This is a genomic window from Streptomyces sp. 3214.6, from assembly GCF_900129855.1.
GTDB classification, from domain to species: domain Bacteria; phylum Actinomycetota; class Actinomycetes; order Streptomycetales; family Streptomycetaceae; genus Streptomyces; species Streptomyces soliscabiei.
Window position 1 is genome coordinate 8,596,777 of the sequence record NZ_LT670819.1, and the last position, 18,862, is coordinate 8,615,638.

Annotated in this window: 9 protein-coding genes and 2 pseudogenes; 6 read left to right on the forward strand and 5 right to left on the reverse strand. The window is 68.5% G+C overall.

Annotation, left to right across the window (positions count from 1 at the left end; translation table 11 throughout):
* Nucleotides 1-311: 311 nt before the first annotated feature.
* From B5557_RS38810 to B5557_RS38825, 4 genes and pseudogenes are all read left to right on the forward strand, one after another.
* Entirely contained in the window at nt 312-9,977 is a 9,666-nt protein-coding gene (locus B5557_RS38810; RefSeq protein ID WP_079663879.1) for a polymorphic toxin-type HINT domain-containing protein, read from the forward strand.
* Nucleotides 9,974-10,531: a hypothetical protein gene (locus B5557_RS44005; protein ID WP_159424476.1), complete on the forward strand. Its 558-nt coding sequence runs from the start codon at nt 9,974-9,976 to the stop codon at nt 10,529-10,531. Before B5557_RS38810 ends, B5557_RS44005 begins: the two co-directional genes overlap by 4 nt.
* A gap of 107 nt (nt 10,532-10,638) precedes the next feature.
* A pseudogene (locus tag B5557_RS45505) lies at nt 10,639-10,867 on the forward strand (hypothetical protein); the annotation flags it as partial.
* 90 nt (nt 10,868-10,957) lie between these two features.
* Complete coding sequence (locus B5557_RS38825; protein WP_079663881.1) at nt 10,958-12,310, forward strand: IS701 family transposase; 1,353 nt, start codon at nt 10,958-10,960, stop codon at nt 12,308-12,310.
* A gap of 285 nt (nt 12,311-12,595) precedes the next feature.
* On the opposite strand, the gene B5557_RS38830 is transcribed toward B5557_RS38825, so the two are convergent.
* Nucleotides 12,596-12,943: a hypothetical protein gene (locus B5557_RS38830; protein ID WP_231976144.1), complete on the reverse strand. Its 348-nt coding sequence runs from the start codon at nt 12,941-12,943 to the stop codon at nt 12,596-12,598.
* Nucleotides 12,944-13,287: 344 nt separating this feature from the next.
* Between B5557_RS38830 and B5557_RS44010 the strand changes: the two genes are divergently transcribed.
* On the forward strand, nt 13,288-13,455 hold the full coding sequence (locus tag B5557_RS44010; RefSeq protein ID WP_159424477.1) for a hypothetical protein: 168 nt from the start codon (nt 13,288-13,290) through the stop codon (nt 13,453-13,455).
* A gap of 43 nt (nt 13,456-13,498) precedes the next feature.
* On the opposite strand, the gene B5557_RS38835 is transcribed toward B5557_RS44010, so the two are convergent.
* From B5557_RS38835 to B5557_RS38850, 4 genes are all read right to left on the reverse strand, one after another.
* Nucleotides 13,499-13,876: a helix-turn-helix domain-containing protein gene (locus tag B5557_RS38835; protein WP_079663882.1), complete on the reverse strand. Its 378-nt coding sequence runs from the start codon at nt 13,874-13,876 to the stop codon at nt 13,499-13,501.
* A 58-nt stretch (nt 13,877-13,934) separates the two neighbouring features.
* Nucleotides 13,935-15,821 (reverse strand): polyprenyl diphosphate synthase, encoded by a 1,887-nt coding sequence (uppS, locus tag B5557_RS38840; protein WP_079663883.1) that lies wholly within the window; start codon nt 15,819-15,821, stop codon nt 13,935-13,937.
* A 63-nt stretch (nt 15,822-15,884) separates the two neighbouring features.
* The gene (locus B5557_RS38845) at nt 15,885-16,727 is read right to left on the reverse strand and encodes a hypothetical protein (RefSeq protein WP_079663884.1); all 843 of its coding nucleotides are present in this window, start codon (nt 16,725-16,727) and stop codon (nt 15,885-15,887) included.
* Complete coding sequence (locus B5557_RS38850) at nt 16,724-17,326, reverse strand: ABC transporter ATP-binding protein (RefSeq protein WP_107472674.1); 603 nt, start codon at nt 17,324-17,326, stop codon at nt 16,724-16,726. Before B5557_RS38850 ends, B5557_RS38845 begins: the two co-directional genes overlap by 4 nt.
* 443 nt (nt 17,327-17,769) lie before the next feature.
* On the opposite strand from B5557_RS38850, the pseudogene B5557_RS38855 reads away from it, so the two are divergent.
* Nucleotides 17,770-18,820 (forward strand): annotated as a pseudogene (locus B5557_RS38855) (IS701 family transposase).
* The last annotated feature ends 42 nt before the right edge of the window (nt 18,821-18,862 follow it).

Consider the following 18,862-nt stretch of genomic DNA (forward strand, 5'->3'; position numbering starts at 1 on the left):
GAGCTCACCGGCCGCTGTCACGGAGGTCAGTCCGGCCGACTCTGCGGTGTTGAGTCGATGCCATGTGGATTCGTCCTGTCCTTCCGTCGAACAAGCCGCCCCAGGGCAGCCTGTTTCGTGGCTTCCGGCGGAAGCCCCCCTGTGAGCTCGAACCGTAAGTGGCGGTCAGGAAGCCTACGTTCGACGTCGAGAGGGAACGATCACGATCGGATAACGCTGAGATGAATGGACTGGGAAAAGATTCGACAAAGACTCCGGCAAGGCGTCAGGCTCCCATCTGATCGTTCGTTCGTTCGTGCTGTGGGGGGCCCGTGCCGGCGTACCGAAGACTCGCGCGCAAGTTCCTGATCACGAGACTCCTGCGTTCACGTTGGGGCAAGGTCATCGCGCTCGCCGTGACAGCGGTCATCGCCGTCGGTTCGCTCGCCATCGCGGGGGCCGGGTTCCCCCTCTTCCCGGGAGAGCCGGCCGCCGCCAAGGGCCCCGGCCAGCGCTGGGGCAGTGCCGAGGGGCTCAGCCACTTAGCGGGGGGCACGCGCAACGACGACGCGCCGAGGTCCCTGCGCGCCAAGTACCCGCTGAAGAGCCCGCCCGCCGCCCGGCCCACGGTCCGCAAGAACGCGGTTGACGTCACCGCGCCGGCCCCCGCGCAGGTCAAGGGCTTCGACCGCAGCACGAGCAAGGAGATCGTCTCGGAGCGGGACGCCCGCAGCCGTACGTACGCGAACCAGGACGGCACCCGCACCAGCGAGGTCTCCACCGACCCGATCAACTACCAGGACGTCCGCGGGGTCTGGCGGCCCATCGACAGCGAACTGGTCGAGCAGCAAGGCGGCTGGGCGAACACCGCCGACTCCGTGAACCTGCGCCTGGCCGGGCGGGCCGATGCCTCAGAGCTCGCCACCGTCACCCTGCCGTCCGGTGAGTCCTTCGGCTACGGGCTGAGCGGCGCCGCCTCCGTGGCGGGCACCGCGGACGGCGCCCGCGTCGCTTACGAGCAGGTGCTCCCCGGCACCGACCTCTGGCTCGACTCGCAGGCCGGCGGGGTCAAAGAGACCCTCGTCCTGAAGTCCGCCACCGCCCCGAACAGCTTCGTCTTCCCGCTTCACCTCAAGGGCCTCACCGCCCAGGCCGACGGCGGATCGATTCTGCTGACCGACGCCAAGGGCCGCACCCGCGCCGTCATTCCGGCCGGGTTCATGGAGGACGCAGCCCACGCCGTCTCGCACGCCGTCACGTACGAACTCGTCCAGCGGCAGGGCGGCGGCCAGGCGCTGAAGGTGACCGCCGACCGGGACTGGCTCGCCGACCCGGCCCGTGCCTACCCCGTCCGCCTCGACCCCTCCGTCGACACCACCTCCACCTCCACCTCCATGACGGTGCGCAGCGGCGGTTCCGTCGTGGGCTCCAGCGAACTGCAGGTCGGCAAGGGCCCGGATGGCGCCTCCGCCGCCTACCTCGGCTTTCCCGGCCTCGACGAAGAGCTCAGATACCACCAGATCTTCGGTGTGCAGCTCCAGGTCGTGAACTTCGACTCGGCCTCCTGCAAGCCGCGTTCCGTCTCCGTCCACCCCGTGACCGGGTCGTGGACCGCCGGCACCGGCACCGCCTACCCCGGCCCCTCCGTCGGCGGCGCCCTCGCGTCGAAGTCCTTCGCCTACGGCCACATAGGCTTCGGCCAGTCGAAGTCCGCCTGCCCCACCGCCGGTGAGCTCTTCGACCTCGGCAAGGGCGGCCGTGACCTGGTGCAGCGCTGGGTCAACGGCACCCAGGCCAACTACGGCCTGTCCCTGCGGGCCTCGGCCACCGACTCGCTCGCGTTCAAGAAGTTCACCGGCCACGCCACGGCCAACCCGCCCAAGCTGTACGTCACGCACTCCCCGTACAACGCCTCCTACGGCTTCCCCAAGCCCGTCCCCGACCCGCCGGTGCTGCAGAACCAGGCCGGAAAGGTCAAGGTCGCCGTCACCAACAAGGGCGCCCAGACCTGGACGCCGTCCACCTACTACCTCGCCTACCGCGCCTACGACAAGAAGGGCAAGCTGGTCACGCAGCAGCGTGCGGGCAGCCTCACCGGCAACGTGGCCCACGGCGCCAAGGCGACGGTCGACGCCACCATCAAGGCGCTCCCGCCGGGCGTCTACATGCTCGACTTCACGATGGTGCGCCAGGGCGGCACGGTCTTCACGGACGAACAGGTGCCGCCGGGCCGACTGACCATCCAGGTCTTCGACATCGCACCGGTGGTCAAGGAGCAGTTCCCGCCCAACGGCTACCAGGCCCAGACGCTGACCCCGCAGCTGTGGGCGGCCGGCACCGACATCGACGCGCCGCCCGGCTCCACGCTCCAGTACAAGTTCGAGATCTGCGAGTCCGACAAGGCCGGCAAGCCGATCGCCTGCACCACCTCCGCCTATCAGACGAGCTCTGCCTACCCGGTCCCGTCTGGCCGGCTGAAGTGGGGCAAGACCTATCTGTGGCGCGGCTTCGTCAAGGACGCGTCCAACGAGGTGCCCACCCAACAGGTGGCGCTGGTCGCCACCGTTCCGCAGCCCGAGATCACCTCGCGGCTCTCCGGCGCGCAGGGCAAGGAGTTCGACCCCAACGTCGGCAACTTCACCTCCAGCGCGACCGACGCGTCCCTCGCCGGCGTCGGTCCCGACCTGACGCTCATCCGCACGTACAACAGCCTCGACCCGCGGCGTGACCTCGCCTTCGGCGCCGGCTGGACGACCCGCTTCGACATGCGGCTCACGCCGGACGACGACGGCAGCGGCAACGTCGTCATCCGCTACCCCGACGGCCAGGACGTCCGCTTCGGCAAGAACACGGACGGCACGTACGCCCCACCGCCCGGCCGCTTCGCCAAGCTGACCTTCGACTCCACGGCCAACACCTACACGCTGCAGGACAAGTCGGGTACGACGTACGCCTTCAGCACGACCGGTCTGCTGGCCAAGATCACCGACGCGTACTCCAACTCGGTCACCTACACCTACAGTGCGGGCAAACTCGCGACCGCGACGAACAACCGCACCTCCCGCTCGCTGACCTTCACCTGGACCGGCGCGCACGTCACCAGGGTCCAGACGAGCGCCGTCGACGGCGCCCCGCTGGCCTGGACGTACAGCTACACCGGCGATCTGCTGGACAAGGTCTGCGACCCGCTGAACGGTTGCACCCAGTACGCCTACGGCACCGGCAGCCACTACGCCACCACCGTGCTGGACTCCCGCCCCGAGTCCTATTGGCGTCTCGGCGAGGAGGAGGGCACCGCGGCCAACAGCGCCAACGAGGCCAACCTCGGCAAGGACCGCGGAACCTACCAGAACGTCACCCTGAAGGCCGGCGGCGCCATCACCGGCGACCCCGGCACCGCCGCGTCCTTCGACGGCGCCGCCTCACGTGTCGACCTGCCCGCCGGCACGTTGAAGAAGAGCCGTGACGCGTCGGTGGAGGTGTGGTTCAAGACGATCGCCGGCGGCGTCGGCGGCCCCCTCGTCGGCTACCAGGACAAGGCCTGGGGCACCACACCCGGCACCGGTGTCCCGATGCTGTACGTCGGCACCGACGGAAAGCTCCGCGGCCAGTTCTGGACCGGCACGGCCGGGCCGATCACCGACATCACCAAGAACGTCAACGACGGCCAGTGGCACCACGCGGTGCTGTCGATGTCCGGCTCCGCCCAGAGCCTCTATCTGGACGGCAAGCTCTCCGGGACCCTCACGGGCAAGCAGCCACTGCAGACCAACCTCACCTACAACCAGATCGGCGCCGCCCACGCCACCAGCCCCACCACCTGGCCGGGCTGGGGCTCCACCGCCGCCAAGTCCTTCGCGGGCGCCATCGACGACGTCGCCGTCTACCACCACCCGCTGGGCTCCGCGGCCGTCACCGCCCACTACCGCGAGGGCGGCCGCAGCGCCGACGTTCTGACAAAGACGACGCTGCCCAGCGGCCGCGTCGCCTCCGAGGTCCAGTACGACACCACCCGCGACCGCGTCCAGGAGTACACCGACCGCAACGGCGGCACCTGGGAGATCGGCACGCCCGCGGTCTTCGGCAACGACAAGGACCTGCGCCGCACCGTCGAGGTGCGCGACCCGATGGACGCCCCGTACTTCTACGAGTACGACGGGTTGTCGTCGCGGCTGCTGCGCTACGGTGAGCCGATGGCGCTGGGCGCCCGGGAGTCCGTCACCGAGGCCCCGTCCCCGTCGCCGACCGACCCCGGCGAGGTCTGCACCCAGCCCGACCCGGGCGACCCGGCCTTCTGCACCAATCCGCCCGGTCGCGGCGGCGAGGGGCCGGACTTCATCCGGTACCCGGTCGACGGCGTCGCCATCCGCTCGTTCGCGTACGACGACAACGGCTTCCAGACCGGCATCACCAGCGAGAACGGTGAGAAGGTCACCCTCGGCTACGACGACCGCGGCAACGTGACCAGCCGGACGACCTGCCGTTCGGCCGGCGACTGCCAGACCTCGTACACCACCTACCCGACACCGGCCGGCGACTTCGACCTGCGGGGCGACCAGCCGTCCGAGACCCGCGACGGCCGTTCGACCGGCCCCACCGACAACCGCTTCCTCACCAAGTACACGTACAACACCAGCGGCGCGCTGCTCACCCAGGCGGCGCCCGACGGCGGCACGGCCAGGAACACATACACGACCGGCGCCGAGCCGGCCATCGGCGGCGGCAACACACCCACCGGCCTGCCCCTCACCACAGCCGACGCACGCGGCAAGATCACCCGCTACCAGTACTACAAGAACGGCGACCTGGCCTGGGTGACCGATCCGTCCGGCAGCGTCACCAAGTACACGTACGACGCGCTGGGCCGCAAACTCACCGAGACCGTCGTCACGGACGCCCAGCCGGCCGGCACGACGTCCACCTTCACCTACGACAAGCTCTCCCGGGTCCACACCCTCACCGACCCGGCGGCGACCAACGCCGTCACCTCCGGCAAGCACCAGCGCCGGACCACCACGGACTACGACGCCGACGGCAACGTGGTGCGCACCGAGATCGGCGACCTGCTGGGCGGCGACGCCGCCCGCGTGATGACCTTCGACCTCGACGACCACGGCCGCCCGGAACGTGTCGGCGACGCCGAGGGCAACGAGACGACGTACACCTACGACGTCTTCGGCAACAAGACCTCGATGGTGGACGCGGGCGGCAACCACTACGACTACGTCTACACCGCGCGCAACATGATGGCCGAGACGCGGCTGCGCGACTGGGACGACGACGGCGGCGACGACAGCTACACCGTCCTGCAGTCGTACGCCTACGACATGGGCGGCCGGCTGGCCCGGCACACGGACTCGATGGGCCGCTCGCTGCTGTACCAGTACTACGGCGACGACCTGGTCAAGTCGATCACGCTCAAGGACTTCCACAACCCCGACGGCACCAAGCGCGACATCGTCGTGGAGTCCAACACCTACGACGGCGCCGGCAACGTCCTGACCGAGACGAGCGGCAACGGCAAGCTCGTCACCGCCTACACCTACGACCCGGTCGGCCGGGTGAAGTCCGAGGTCATGGACCCCGACGGACTCGCACGGCGCACGACGTACACCTACGACCTCGCCGGCAACGTGCTGACGACGGCCTCCAGCGGTTCCCCCTCCAACGTCCCCTGGCCGGTGAGCGTCAGCGGCGACTCCGTGCGCTACGAGTACGACGACGCGGGCAACGTCCTCCACGAGACGGTCGAGAACGGCACCGACTCGCGAACCACCGACTACACCTATGACGACCGCGGTCTCACCACCGCCAAGACGGACCCGGCGGGCAACAAGACCGAGTACGGATACGACGAGCTGGGCCGGGCGGTCTCCGTCACCGCGCCCGCCGTCCGGACCGAGTCCGGCGGCGGCACGCCCGCCACCTCCCGGCCGACCACCTTCACCGGTTACGACACCTTCGGCGCGGTCACGGAGTCGGTCGACGCGCTCGGCAACGTCAACCGCACCGCCTACGACCGGCTGGGCCGCGCCGTCACCGGGACCGCGCCCTCCTACACGGCGCCGGGCTCCACCGAGACCGTCGCCCCGACGGTCACCAACGAGTACGACGCGCTGGGCAACGTCACCGAGACCACCGACCCGCTCGGCCGCGTGACCAAGTTCCAGTACGACCGCCAGAACCGGCTCACCGTGAAGGACGTGCCCGTCGGCACGGGTGACGAGCGGGGGCAGTGGAAGTACACCTACACCCGCACCGGCGAGGTGCTGACCGTCACGGACCCGAACGGCTCCCGCGCCGAGACGACCTACGACGACCTGGACCGCCCGGTCACCACCACCCGGATCGAGCGCAAGCCGCAGCCGGGTGCCTTCACCACCCGCAACGAGTACGACGACGCGGGCAATGTGCTGAAGCAGACCACGCCGAGCGGCGCCGTCAGCCAGTACACCTACGACAGCCTCAGCCAGCTGACCAGGCTGCAGGAGCCGAGCGGCGCCACCACCCTGCTCGGCTACGACGCCTCGGGCCGCGAGGTGCGCCACACCGACGGCATGGGCCGCACCTCGGCGAAGATCTACGACCAGCTCGGCCGGCTCGTCCAGGACCAGGACCTGGACTCGGTCAACAACCAGCTGCGCAAGGTGAGTTACACCTACGACAAGGCGGGCAACCTTCTCACGTCGACCAACCCGCTGAACCGCACGACGACGTACGCGTACGACGCCCTCAACCGGCTGACCAGCCAGACCGAACCGGTCTCCGACACCAAGTCCATCACCACGTCCTTCGGCTACGACGCGCTCGGCAACCGCACCCGCTACACGGACGGCCGCGGGAACTCGACGATCTACACCGTCAACACGCTCGGCCTCGCCGAGTCGGTGATCGAGCCGGCGACCGACCGCGACCCGTCCCCGGCAGCCCGTACCTGGACGACCGCATACGACGCCGACGGCCAGGCGGTGAAGCTCACCGCGCCGGGCAACGTGGTCCGCGAACGCGAGTACGACAAGGCGGGTCAGCGGGTCCGGGAGACCGCTACGGGCGCCGACGTGGCGACCCCCGAGAAGCGGTTCCAGTACGACCCGGCGGGCCGGCTGGTCGTGGCCTCCTCCTCGAAGGGCGACGACACCTACGAGTACGACGACCGGGGCTCCCTGCTGAAGGCGACCGGGCCCTCCGGCGACGCGACGTACTCCTACAACAGCGACGGCCAGCTCACCAGCCGCACCGACGCGGCCGGCACCGCCGGGTTCAGCTACGCCAGGCAGCAGCTGACCTCGGCGACCGACCCGCTGACCGGTGTGCGGCAGAGCTACACCTACGACGGCGCGGGCGCGATCAAGAAGGTCGACTACGGCGCGGGCCAGTCCCGCAGCTTCACCTACGACGACCTGGGCCGGCTCGACACCGACACGCTGAAGAACAGCACCGGCCAGACGATGGCCTCGACCGACTACGGCTACGACACCGACGACCGGTTGGCGTCCAAGACTACGGTCGGCACCGCCAAGGCCGGGACCAACACCTACGGTTACGACCACGCCGGCCGCCTCACCTCCTGGACGGCCGACGGCACGACGACGGCGTACGGCTGGGACGACAGCGGCAACCGGGTGAAGAACGGCAGCAAGACCGCCGCCTTCGACGAGCGCAACCGGCTGCTGTCCGACGGCGACTACACCTACGACTACACCTCCCGCGGGACGCTCGCGTCGCGCACCAGCTCCGGTCTGAAGGAGGATTTCACCTTCGACGCCTTCGACCGGCTGGTGAAGGCGGGCGAGTCCGGAACCCAGTACACGTACGACTCGCTGGACCGGATAGCGGACCGCAACGGCGCGGACTTCTCCTACGCGGGCTTCGCACCCGACCCGGTCAAGGACCAGAACGCCACGTACGGCCGTGGCGCGGCGGACGAGCTCCAGTCGATCGCGGACAACGGCGGCACGGCCCAGCTGACGCTGGAGGACAAGCACGGCGACGTCGTCGGCAGTATGTCGGCGACGAACGGCGCGGCGCCCGCCCTGAACGAGTCCACGGCCTTCGACCCGTTCGGACAGGTGCTCGGCACCGCCGACATGGACGGCAACGTGGGTTACCAGGGCGACTGGACCGACCCGGACACCAACCAGGTCAACATGCAGTCCCGCTGGTACGACCCGGGGACCGGCGCCTTCGACTCCCGGGACTCCTACAGTTACAGCTCCGGCGCCTCGATCCTGGCCAACCGCTACACCTACGGCGCCGGCGCCCCGCTGGACTACACCGACCCGGACGGCCACTGGCCGAGCTGCGGCTGGTGCAAGAAGGCCGCGAGCTGGACGAGCAAGAAAATCCACCAGGGCGTGAACTACGTCTCCAAGACAGCCCAGTCGGTCTGGCACGGCGTGCAGTGGGCCTGGAACAACCCGGGTGCGGCGTTCAAACTGGCACTGAGCTACGTCGGCAAGGCCGCCAACTGGGTCTACCGGAAGTCGGGTCTGAAGACGGTCGTCGACGCCACCGTCAACGCCGTCAAGTGGGTGGGCCAGAAGACGGGCATCACCGAGTGGGCCCGTGAGAAGGCGAGACAGGCCGCCAGGGCGGCTTACCAGGCCAAGGTCTACGTCACGAAGAAGGCCAGACAGGCGGCGTCGTTCGCGGCGCAGCACAACCCGATCCCGGCGATCCTCGCGGCCACCAAACCGTTGATCGCCGTCGGCAGAGCGATCGTCACGGCCGACCCGAACCTTCCGGCGATCATCGTCGGCGCGGCCGTCCAGGTGGTCGCCGATGCCGCCAAGGCCGCGGACGCCATCCGCGACGAGGTCGTCAAGCAGGTCGGCAGCGTCGTGGAGACCGTTTCGGACGCGGTCGACTGGGGCGAGGTCTGGGACGGTGTCAAGACCGTCGGCAACATCGTCGGTGACGTCACCGGCTTCAACGACATCAAGAACTGCGTCACCACGGGCGACATGGAGTCCTGCGCCTGGGCGGCGGCGACCGTGGGCGGCATCGTCCTCGGCGGCGCCGGCGCGGCCGCGGTCCGGGCGGCGAAGGCCGGACGGATGGCGGCGAAGGCGGCGAAGTACGCGGACGAGATCGCGAAGGCGGCGAAGAAGGGGAAGAAGATCCTCGAAGAGGCCGAGTCGGTGGGGGAATGCGTTTCCACCGCCAGGGACGTGGCCTCTCTCGCCAGCGCCAACAGCTTCGTACCCGGTACCGAAGTCGTGATGGCGGACGGCAGTCGCAAACCGATCGAGAAGGTCAAGGAGGGCGACGAGGTCCTCGCCACCGACCCGACGACCGGCAGGACGTCCAAGCAGAAGGTCACCGACACGATCGAGGGCAAGGGCGAGAAGCACCTCGTCAAGCTCACGATCGACACGGACGGCGACAAGGGCGACGCCACCGACACGATCACCGCGACCGAGGGCCACCCCTTCTGGGTGCCGGACCTGAAGAAGTGGCTGAAGGCCGGCGAACTCAAGCCGGGCCAATGGCTCCGGACCGGTTCCGGAACCTGGGTCCAGGTCGACGCGGTCAGCGCCTGGACACAGCAGGCAGCGGTCTACAACCTGACGGTCGACACGGCGCACACGTACTACGTGGCGGCGGGCGGGACATCGACGCTCGTCCACAATTGTAAGCTCAGCTACGGCGAAGCCTCAGAGAAGGCAAACCGGGCACTGGCCGCCAAGCTCGACGAAATGCATTCAACAATGTCTCGCTCCAAGATTCGCGAATTCGCAATGGGGTCTGCCGCTGTCGACCGGAAAACCGGGAACGTAGCAGTGGGCATGAAGAGGACCGGAGACGGGGCCTTCTGCGCGGAAGATATGTGCCGAGCCGATCTTGTCGCCAGAGGTGCGAACCCGGAAGACATCGTCTACAGCGTGCCGCTTCGCCCGTTGAAGCGAACCCCTGCCCCTGTGTGTCAGCGTTGCGAGGGCAGAACCACTCGCGATCAGTTCGCTCCTGGAACTGAATGGGAGAGTGATCTGGAGTGAAAATATCCGAAGAGTGGGACTGGGAATCCCTTACTACCCTGAGTGTGCCTTCGAATCAACTTCGACAGCACCTTGGGCGACTGCTCGGGCGAGATGCAGAGGCACGCAAACGTGCAGGCGGGCTACTCTACTGCGAGGTCGCCAATCAGGGGCATCTGTATAGCGCCGCTGCCCCGTGTGTCGACATCATCGCGGATCATGTGGAGTCCGGAGGGGGTTTCAGTTCCGACTCCGTCGCCTTGCTCGAGTCGATCCTCAACGCCAGATCTCCGGGACTCCAGGTAACTGTTGGTGGAGTCCGGGTGGACGTTTCCGAGTACTGCAGGAAAAGAATCCTTGATCTCCTCCCGGAGATTCTCCGGGAGGCCGACGGGGAGGACGTTCAGCTTTTCCGGGAGGTCTGCTTCCTGATTCCTCAGCTGGCTGACTCGTCGCAGGAAGTAATTGAGTTCCTCAATCTTTCGATCTCGCGATTTGAAGGCGAATTGCGGCGCGTCTCCAGTGAGGCTTTGGAAGAGGCCCAGGAAGTTCTACGCGACGGGCATATGCCCTAATGCTCCCGTTGTAGATCGTGATCTTGCCGGTGGGGCGGGGCTACGGCCATGGGTGCGGAGCGAAATCGGATCGCGTGACGCGGTCGGGGGCTGGGTCGCTGCTCCGCATGGATCATCCGGAAGTACTGCTCATCGAAGGACGTGCCGATGTCGGCAAGCGGACGGTGGGGTGGGAGGTTTCGGCGCGACTGCGCAGCCGGGGCGGTCTCGCACGCGATCGTCGAGGGTGACTTCATGGGCCGGGTGCATCTGGGCACGGGAGGGGGGATCCCCGCCGCTCGGAGATCACTGAGAGTAATCTGACGGCCGGCTGGGCGAATTTCGCCCGGCTCGGTCACGGCAGCTGTAGTTCCAGCGTCTGCGCTGGTCAGTGTGTTGCCGGGGCGGGTGTGGGCATGAGTACAGCCACCGTGATCATGAACGTTTGTGACGACGTATCAAGACGCGGTGGCCGTGGAAGCCACGATAGCCGAGCGGGCGTGGGGCGAGGCGTTCGGGAGGGCGATGCGGGCGGTCGCGGGCTGCTTCGCGCGACGTGAAGCCCGGGCGACGGCGGCGGAGTTGGTCGCGGGGCTGTTGCTGGAGGTGGACACGCGGAACTGCTGGACGCTCGCGCAGGTTCTGGGACATCCGGGCCCGCACCGGCTGCAGCACCTGCTCTCGCGCGCCCGGTTCGACCATGAGCGGGCCCGGCAGGAGATCGCCTGCCTCATGATCGATGAACTCGCCGGTCAGAGCGTGGTATTGGTGGCGGACGAGACGGGGGATGCGAAGTCGTCCACGGACTGCGTGGGCGCCGGCCGGCAATACTCCGGTGCAATCGGCGGCGTCGGACTGTGCCAGGTGGCGGTGCACCTGGCGGCGGTCACCGCGACGACGAAGGTGATCATCGATCGGGCCCTGTATCTCCCGGCGGACTGGGCTGCGGACGAGGAACGCCGCGAGGTCGCCGGAGTGCCGGAGGAGATCGCTTTCGCGACGAAGCCGCAGCAGGCGCTGGCCATGGGCACCGACGCGTTCGCCGCCGGGCTGAAGGCCCGTTGGTTCGCGGGCGACGAGGTGTACTGCGGGCGCGAACTACGCCGGGGCATACGGGCGCTGGGGCTCGGCTACACCGTTGGTGTAGCCGCCACCTACCAGGTCATCGACGGGACCGGACGCCGGTGGGAGGCCCGCAAAATCATCAACAAGGTGCGGCCCGGGCAGTGGATGCGCCGGCAGACCGGACACGGCACCAAGGGCACCCGCGAGTACGACTGGGCCTGGCTCGATGTCCGCCCCGACGACGCTCCCGAGGAGAACCGGAACGAGCAGGAGCCCGGGACGAGTGTGCTGGTCGCGCGGCGGCACCGCTACACCGGTGAGGTGTCCTACTTCCGCTGCTGGGCCCTCTGCGACGTCTCGCTCGGCACGCTGGTGGAAGTGATCTGTCGCAGGTGGCGGATCGAGGAAACCTTCCAACTCGCCAAGGGCTTCACCGGACTCGACCAGGGCCAGGTGACCTGCTGGAACTCCTGGATGCGCTGGTCACTGTTCTCCCTGATCGCCGCCGCCGTCCTTGCCCTCACGGCCACCGCCGTCCACGACGCCGCCGAGGACGAGCCCGCGCTCGTCCCGCTGAGCTGCCCCGAGTTCATCCGGCTCCTGCGAGCCCTCGTGCTGCCGCCACCCGTCCGCGACCGCGAGCACGTCCTGCACTGGACCGCCTGGCGACGCCATCACCAAGCCGTCGCGACCGCCTGCCACCAGCGACGACACCACCGTCACGACCAACCGTGATCAAGAACCACAGCTGCCGTGTCCGATGGGGGGATCTTCGTGAAAACCGATGGTGTTCATGCACGGCAGCGAGCAGTGGCCGAATGGGCTGACATTGCTCCACGTCTGCGCACTGGTCGATCTTGAGCGTAATGCGCGGCTTGCCTGGCTGATCGCCGCTGTAGGTTCGCGATTCCGATGTCCTTTTCTCGTTGACGGTGGCCTCTGTCCGGCCCAAGGGACAAAGCGGTGAGACGAACTTCTGTCCCCTCGCATTCCAGTTGGCAGATTCGCAATCCTTCGCGGTCACGGCGTGGTCACCCGGCCCCACTCTTCCTGGCCGCGCAGCCGGCAGGCGGAGGCGCTGGAGGCTGACGGGCCGGGGACCACAACGTGGAGGCCATCGACGTCCTGCTCGTCGTCGCCCCGCAGCAGCGCGGCGACCGTCGGGCCGGGCAGGCGCAGCTCCAGGAAGCTCGCCGTGCTGTAGCGCCAGGCTCGTTCCTTCAGTGGGGCGTCGTCCAAGGTGACCTGCCCATGGTGCAGTCGCCACTGTGGTGCGTCCGCGATCAGTGCCGGCCGAACGTTCACGGCGGCGTGCTCGCTGAGCATCGCCACCAGTGCGGCCGTGTCCGTCTGTCCGTTGTTCGCCATGCCCGGTTTCCCTCTCCCCGCAGCGTCGCGGAGCGCCTGACACAGCTGGTCGACGGTGGGGACGCCGGCCGCCGCGCCCGGGGTGCGGTAGATCCGGCAGGACGAAAGCCGTCGCCAGCCCAACATGCTTCGCCGTGCCGGCCTCTCCGCAGCTCGCAACGGTCAGGATTGTTGAGAGGACCGGCTCGAAACAATGAAGCCGCCACGACCGGCCGACGATCAACCACACTGGAGGCAGGGCCCCGCTACCGGGCCCGCCCAGCGGACGTCCACTGGTCCGGGCACAGCGTGGACGATCTGGGGTTTCCCTTACGCGGGCCCCGCCGGGCAGGCCGGCCAGCCTCGTGCAGACGAAGTCCAGCAGCATCCCGGCGTCGATCTTTCCCTCGGTGCGCTGCCAGACCAGGTCCGGGGCGGTGCCGCAGACCAGCGCGCCGAGCGCGTTGACCCGCCGGTTCCGGGTGTCCTCGCGTCCCACCACGGCGCGCTGCCCGATCCTCGACCAGGTGTAGCCGGTGGGCATGGTCGGGGCGAACCCGAACTCGTCCAGAAAGATCAGATCGCGTGTGCCCGCGGCGGCCTCCAGCCGTGCAGCCGTGCGCCCTCCAGTTGAGCCCGTGCCGCCTGCTGGAGGGCGGGATCTGCCTTGTGCCGTAGGCTGTCGCGGGTGCGTTTCCAGCGGAAACCCTCCCGGTGCAGCAGCTCGGCCAGCGCGGCAAGACCGCCCTCCTCGAGACGGTGCACCACCCTGCGCACCGTGGTCACGTCGCACTCCAGGACCTCGGCGGCCTGCGGCGCGGTCATGCCGCGGTTGAGCAGCCGGACCGCATCGAGGCGCAGCCTCTCGAACCGCGGCAGGTCCCGGCGCTGAAGCCATATGCGTAACTCGGCCCGTTCCTGCGACGACAGCACCACTTTCAAGATCTTCGGCATCGGGCGCCGCCCCCGCAGGGACGGCTACCCAAACCGACGGCCACATCACCGAGACCGCTTAGCGTCCCGCACCCGTTCCTCGTCGAGTGGCTGAAGCGGATGTCGGTTGTGCGGTGCCGTAGCGGCGTTGGCGGTTGCCGTATTCGCTGACGGCCCTCCACAGGTCGCGTCGGTCGACGTCGGGCCAGTGGCCGGGAGTGAAGTACAGCTCGGCGTACGCGGCGTGCCAGGGAAGGAAGTTGGAGGTGCGTTGCTCGCCTCCGGTGCGCCACAGCAGGTCCACGTCCGGCACGTCGGCGAGGGGGAGATGGCGGGAGAAGTCGTTCTCGCCGATGAAGTCGGGGTCCAGTTCACCGGCCAATGCTGTTCGGGCGAGGGCTGCGGCGGCTCGGGTGATTTCGTCACGGCCGCCGTAATTGAAGCAGAGGGTGCAGGTCAGCCCGGTGCGGGTGCGGGTGGTGGTCTCTTTGTGCTGCAGGGACTCGACGAGGTCCGCGGGCAGTTTCTCCGGGCGACCGGTCCACCGCATGCGCACATTCAGTTCCCGGAAGGGGTCTTGGTCGATTTCCTCTCGCAGGGTGCTCATGATGCCTGCGACTTCCTCCGTGTCGCGTCTCCAGTTCTCGGTGGAGAATGCGTAGACGGTCAGGTGGGGCAGGCCGATCTCCAAGGCGCCGTAGACCACCTCGTGCAGGGCGGCAACACCGGCGCGATGGCCTTCGGCGCGGGGTAGGCCGCGTTGTCGGGCCCAGCGGCCGTTGCCGTCCATGATGACGGCCACGTGGGTGGGCATTGCTTCGGTTTCGATCTGGGGAGGCCGGCAGCCACTGGGATGTCTCGGTGGCTGCTGGAACGTGGTCGTGTCGGGAACCGGGCGGGTTGCTGGGCGGGGCCCCGTGGCAGCCGGACTTCGCGGGGCGACTGGAACCGTCACCGGTGTCAGGCTCCACACCAGAGCCGACCGGATGCGAGCGGGAAGGAAGATGCGCGCCCGTGTCATGTGTGAGGGACGCGGCTGGGACCGGAGCAGGGCGGGGCCCGCCGCCTCGACTGCGTCGAGCAGGGCGAGCAGAAAGCTGATCAGCGCGTGGCCCGTGATGGCGATGCCTGGGTGCATGCCGTGGGCCAGGCGGGGCTGGTTCACCCATCGACGGGCGAGGGAAGTCAGTTCAGCGACGAGGTCTGCCGCTGCCGGGCTCCATCGGCCGCGCAGCAGGTCCTCCTCGGCTCCGGGGAACTGGTTCAGGATCTCGTCCGGTAGGAGAAGCTTGTCCTCGCCCTGGTCGGTGCGCAGGTCGGTGAGGATGTCGACGAGCCGGATGCCGTCGTTGAGCTGCTCGTAGCTCTCCTGCCGGTCCAGCCGGAAGTCCACCGGCACGCCCGCCCGCCCGAGCAGGATCCGAAGCGTGTCGAACATGGGGACGATGTGGCCGCGGCTCCAGGCCCGCCACTGGGCCCAGTCATCGAAATGCCGGTGGTCGATGTCATTGCGCGACACGAGTACACCGTCGCGGAAGTCGGACAGATCGATGTGCCAGCGTGCAGCGGTGTCCACCAGAGCATGACGAATCGGGTCGGTGCTGGTCCCGGCAGCCATATCGGCCTCCAGCGCGGCCATCCATCTGTCAGCACGGGCCGCCCGTTCGGCTGGTGTCGCATCCCGGTCGTCGATCAGATCGTCGACGACCGTCAGTCCCGCCCAGACGGCCCAGTACGCGGGGTGCAGCACGGGGGGCAGCAGGCGCAGGACGGCGTATGCTCCGGGGTCCTGAGTGCGCGTGATATGGCGGCACAGGCGATAAGCGGCCCGCAGGTCGGTCTCGGCGCGGCTGCCGGAGAAGGGTGCGGGCCAGTCCACGACTGGGTAGTCCTCCGGTGCGGTGGCCGACGGCCGGCGGCCACCGCAGTACCGGCGGAAGCGTTCACGTTTCTGGGGCGTGTCCATGGAGGGCTCCACGAGGTAGCTGAAGGGGCGTGTCAGCCGACGGGCGCGGGTACTGCGGAAGGTTCAGTCCGCCACCGTCGGACCGGCTTTTGCCGCCTGGTCCCGGACGGTTCGGCGGGATCCCGGCACGAAGGGCCGGGCTGCCGGGGGCAGCGCGTTGCGGGTGCGGCGGTGGAAGGCGAGGAGACCGGCCAGCGCGGCGGCGGCGGCCCAGATCAGCTGGACGGCGACGTGCCCCGGCACGGCCGCGGTCGAAAAGCCCGCAGCGGTACTGGCCTGCATCGCGCCGTAGGAGGGCAGGAAGCAGGTGACGGGACTGTCGCTCCCGGAGCTGGAAATGGGGTTCTGCAGACCGAGGTCGATGATGCTCGTCATCAGGATGGCGAACATGCCCTCGACCTCCCTGCGCATCACGGCACCGAAACCGACGCCCAGGACGCCATAGGTCATGGCGGCGCTGAACAGTGCGACAGCGAGCAGGACAGGCTGGCGCGGTGTCCAGATCAGACAGGTGACGGCGGTGGCGTAGGCGGACACGGCGGCGGAGGCCAGGGCGAGCGCGGCGACCTTCGCCAGGACGAGATGGGTCCGGGGATAGCCGGCCATGGCCAGGCGGCGGTCGAAGTCGTGCCCGGCGAACGTGGCCGCGAACATCATGAACCCGGTGATCAGGGTGACGGCGTTGAGCGCACCGCTGATTTCCGTGATCTCGTTCCCCCGTGGAGCCAGCACCTGCCCGGTGGCCCGCAGTCTCATCCGGGCCGGAGAGTCGGGCATGACCAGGTAAGCCAGCATCGTCCACAGCGGGATGAACACGGCGACCAGCACCATCGCGAACCGATTGCGTACGTGTTCGGTCAACGCATACCGCGTCGCGGTGGCGAACAGCGCCAGATGCCTTTTCATGCCGCGCCCGCCATAGGCTGGAGCGTGCCGTCTTTCATCTGCCACAGTTCGTCCAGCCGCTCGGCGTCATAGGCGAGGTGCGAGACGACCAGCACCGAACGGCCGGCGTCCCGCAGCCGGGCCGCCAGGTCCCAGAAGCGCTGGTAGGTGTCCCAGTCGAAGCCCTGGTAGGGCTCGTCCAGGAGCAGCACCTGCGGGTCGTGCATCAGAGCCAGGGTCAGATTCAGCTTCTGCCGCGTCCCGCCGCTGAGCACCCCGGCGCGCACGTCGGCGTACTCGGCGAAGCCCAGGGTCTCCATCACCTCCTCGGCGTGGCGCAGGTCGGCCAGGCCGAAGGCGGTTTGGAAGAACTCCAGGTGCTGCCGGACGGTGAAGGCGTCGTTGAGGACAGGGTGCTGCGGGCAGTACCCGAAGCGGCCGACGTGGCGGACGGTGCCGCGAGACGGGCGCAGCTCACCCGAAAGGATCCTGAGCAAGGTGGACTTGCCCGCACCGTTCTCGCCGACGATTCCGACGAGCGCGCCGGGACGCAGGTCGAAGTCGACCCCGCGCAGTACCGTGCACCGGCGGTAGGAGTGATGCACGTACCTGACCTTCACGCGCCCGCCCCGCCGACAACGCCCAGGGCCACCAGCCCGACGCCTAAGCCAGAAACACTCCAGCACCCGGAAATCCTCAATGCCCCTCCAGGCACGTCGATTGTGAGCGACCCGGCACCGCACCGGTAACACGAACAGGTCTCCGCGGTAAGCGTGTTGCTACGCCCCCTCGGGCGACACACAGAACGTACAGTCAGCAAAATGATGATCGAGGCGCCGCTAAGTTAATCCCCCCGATCGGGTGATGACCGATGCCCGCAGCCACCCCGCCACCCCGCTGACCAGCCTCAACTTACGACGCAGCCACATCTACAGCTGCCGTGTCGGTTACCGCGGCCTGGTCTATACGAACACCGTGAGTGTGCTGCCCGAGGCGACGGCCATGTTCGAGCGCGCCTCACGGCGTAGATCCTGGCCGCTGGCAGGAAGCGTTCGAGGTCCTGATGGGCCGTATCGCGGGATGGTTCGTGCGGGGGGAACCACGGTGCCGGGCACGGCCGTTGGTGCTCGGGTTGTTGTCGGACCTGCCGCGCAAGAACTGCTGGACGCTCGCCGAGCATGCCGGGGACGCGACGCGGACGCATCGAGAACAGTCAGGTCGCCGTCTACCTTGCGTACTCCACCCCGCTCGGGCACGCGGCGATCGACCGGGAGTTGTATGTCCCGCGTTCCTGGACCGAGGACACGGCCCGCTGCCAGGCCACCGGAATACCCGACGCCGTCGCCTTCGCCACGAAACCCGCCCTAGCCGCGCGCATGATCGGCTGCACCCTGGACGCTGGCGTCCCCGCGTCCTGGGTGGTCGCTGACGAGGTCTACGGAGGCAACCCGCACCTGCGAGGCGAACTAGAGAAAAGGCAGGTCGGCTACGTCCTTGCCGTCGCCTGCGACCACCAGATCACTACCCGTGCGGGCAAACTCCGCGCCGACGCCCTGGTCAGGAAGCTCCCCCCACGGGCCTGGCAGAAGCTCTCCGCCGGCACCGGAGCCAAGGGCCACCGCTTCTACGACTGGGCCCTGGCTGGCATCGCCGACGACTCGCCCGGCCACCACCAGCTACTCGTCCGCCGCAACCGGCGCACCCGTGAACTCGCCTTCTACCGCTGCTACTCAGCCACCCCGGTGCCGCTGTCCACCCTGGTGCGGGTCGCCGGACGCAGATGGACGGTCGAGGAGACCTTCCAGTCCTGCAAGGGCCTGGCCGGACTGGACGAGCACCAGGTCAGAGGCTGGGTGTCCTGGCACCGCTGGGTCACCCTCGCGATGCTTGCCCGCGCCTTCCTCGCCGCCGTCCGCGCCGACGAACACGCCCGCCACCCGAAGCCGGACGGGCTCATCCCGTTGACCTGCAACGAGATCCAGCACCTGTTCACCGCGCTCATCGGCCGGCCCGCACACGATGCGGCCCACCGGCTCAGTTGGTCCCACTGGCGACGCCGCCACCAGGCCCGATCCCAGACAAGCCACTATCAGCGACAAGCCGCTCAGACATGAAGATCGCGATCTACAACTGGAGTAGAGAGCAGTGCTGATTTC

What these genes read in the sequence shown, in the direction of transcription:
- B5557_RS38845 (WP_079663884.1), bottom strand. Translation starts at nt 16,727, where the DNA reads ATGAAAAGGCATCTGGCGCTGTTCGCCACCGCGACGCGGTATGCGTTG.
- B5557_RS38830 (WP_231976144.1), bottom strand. Translation starts at nt 12,943, where the DNA reads ATGGCGAACAACGGACAGACGGACACGGCCGCACTGGTGGCGATGCTC.
- B5557_RS38835 (WP_079663882.1), bottom strand. Translation starts at nt 13,876, where the DNA reads ATGCCGAAGATCTTGAAAGTGGTGCTGTCGTCGCAGGAACGGGCCGAG.
- uppS (WP_079663883.1), bottom strand. Translation starts at nt 15,821, where the DNA reads ATGGACACGCCCCAGAAACGTGAACGCTTCCGCCGGTACTGCGGTGGC.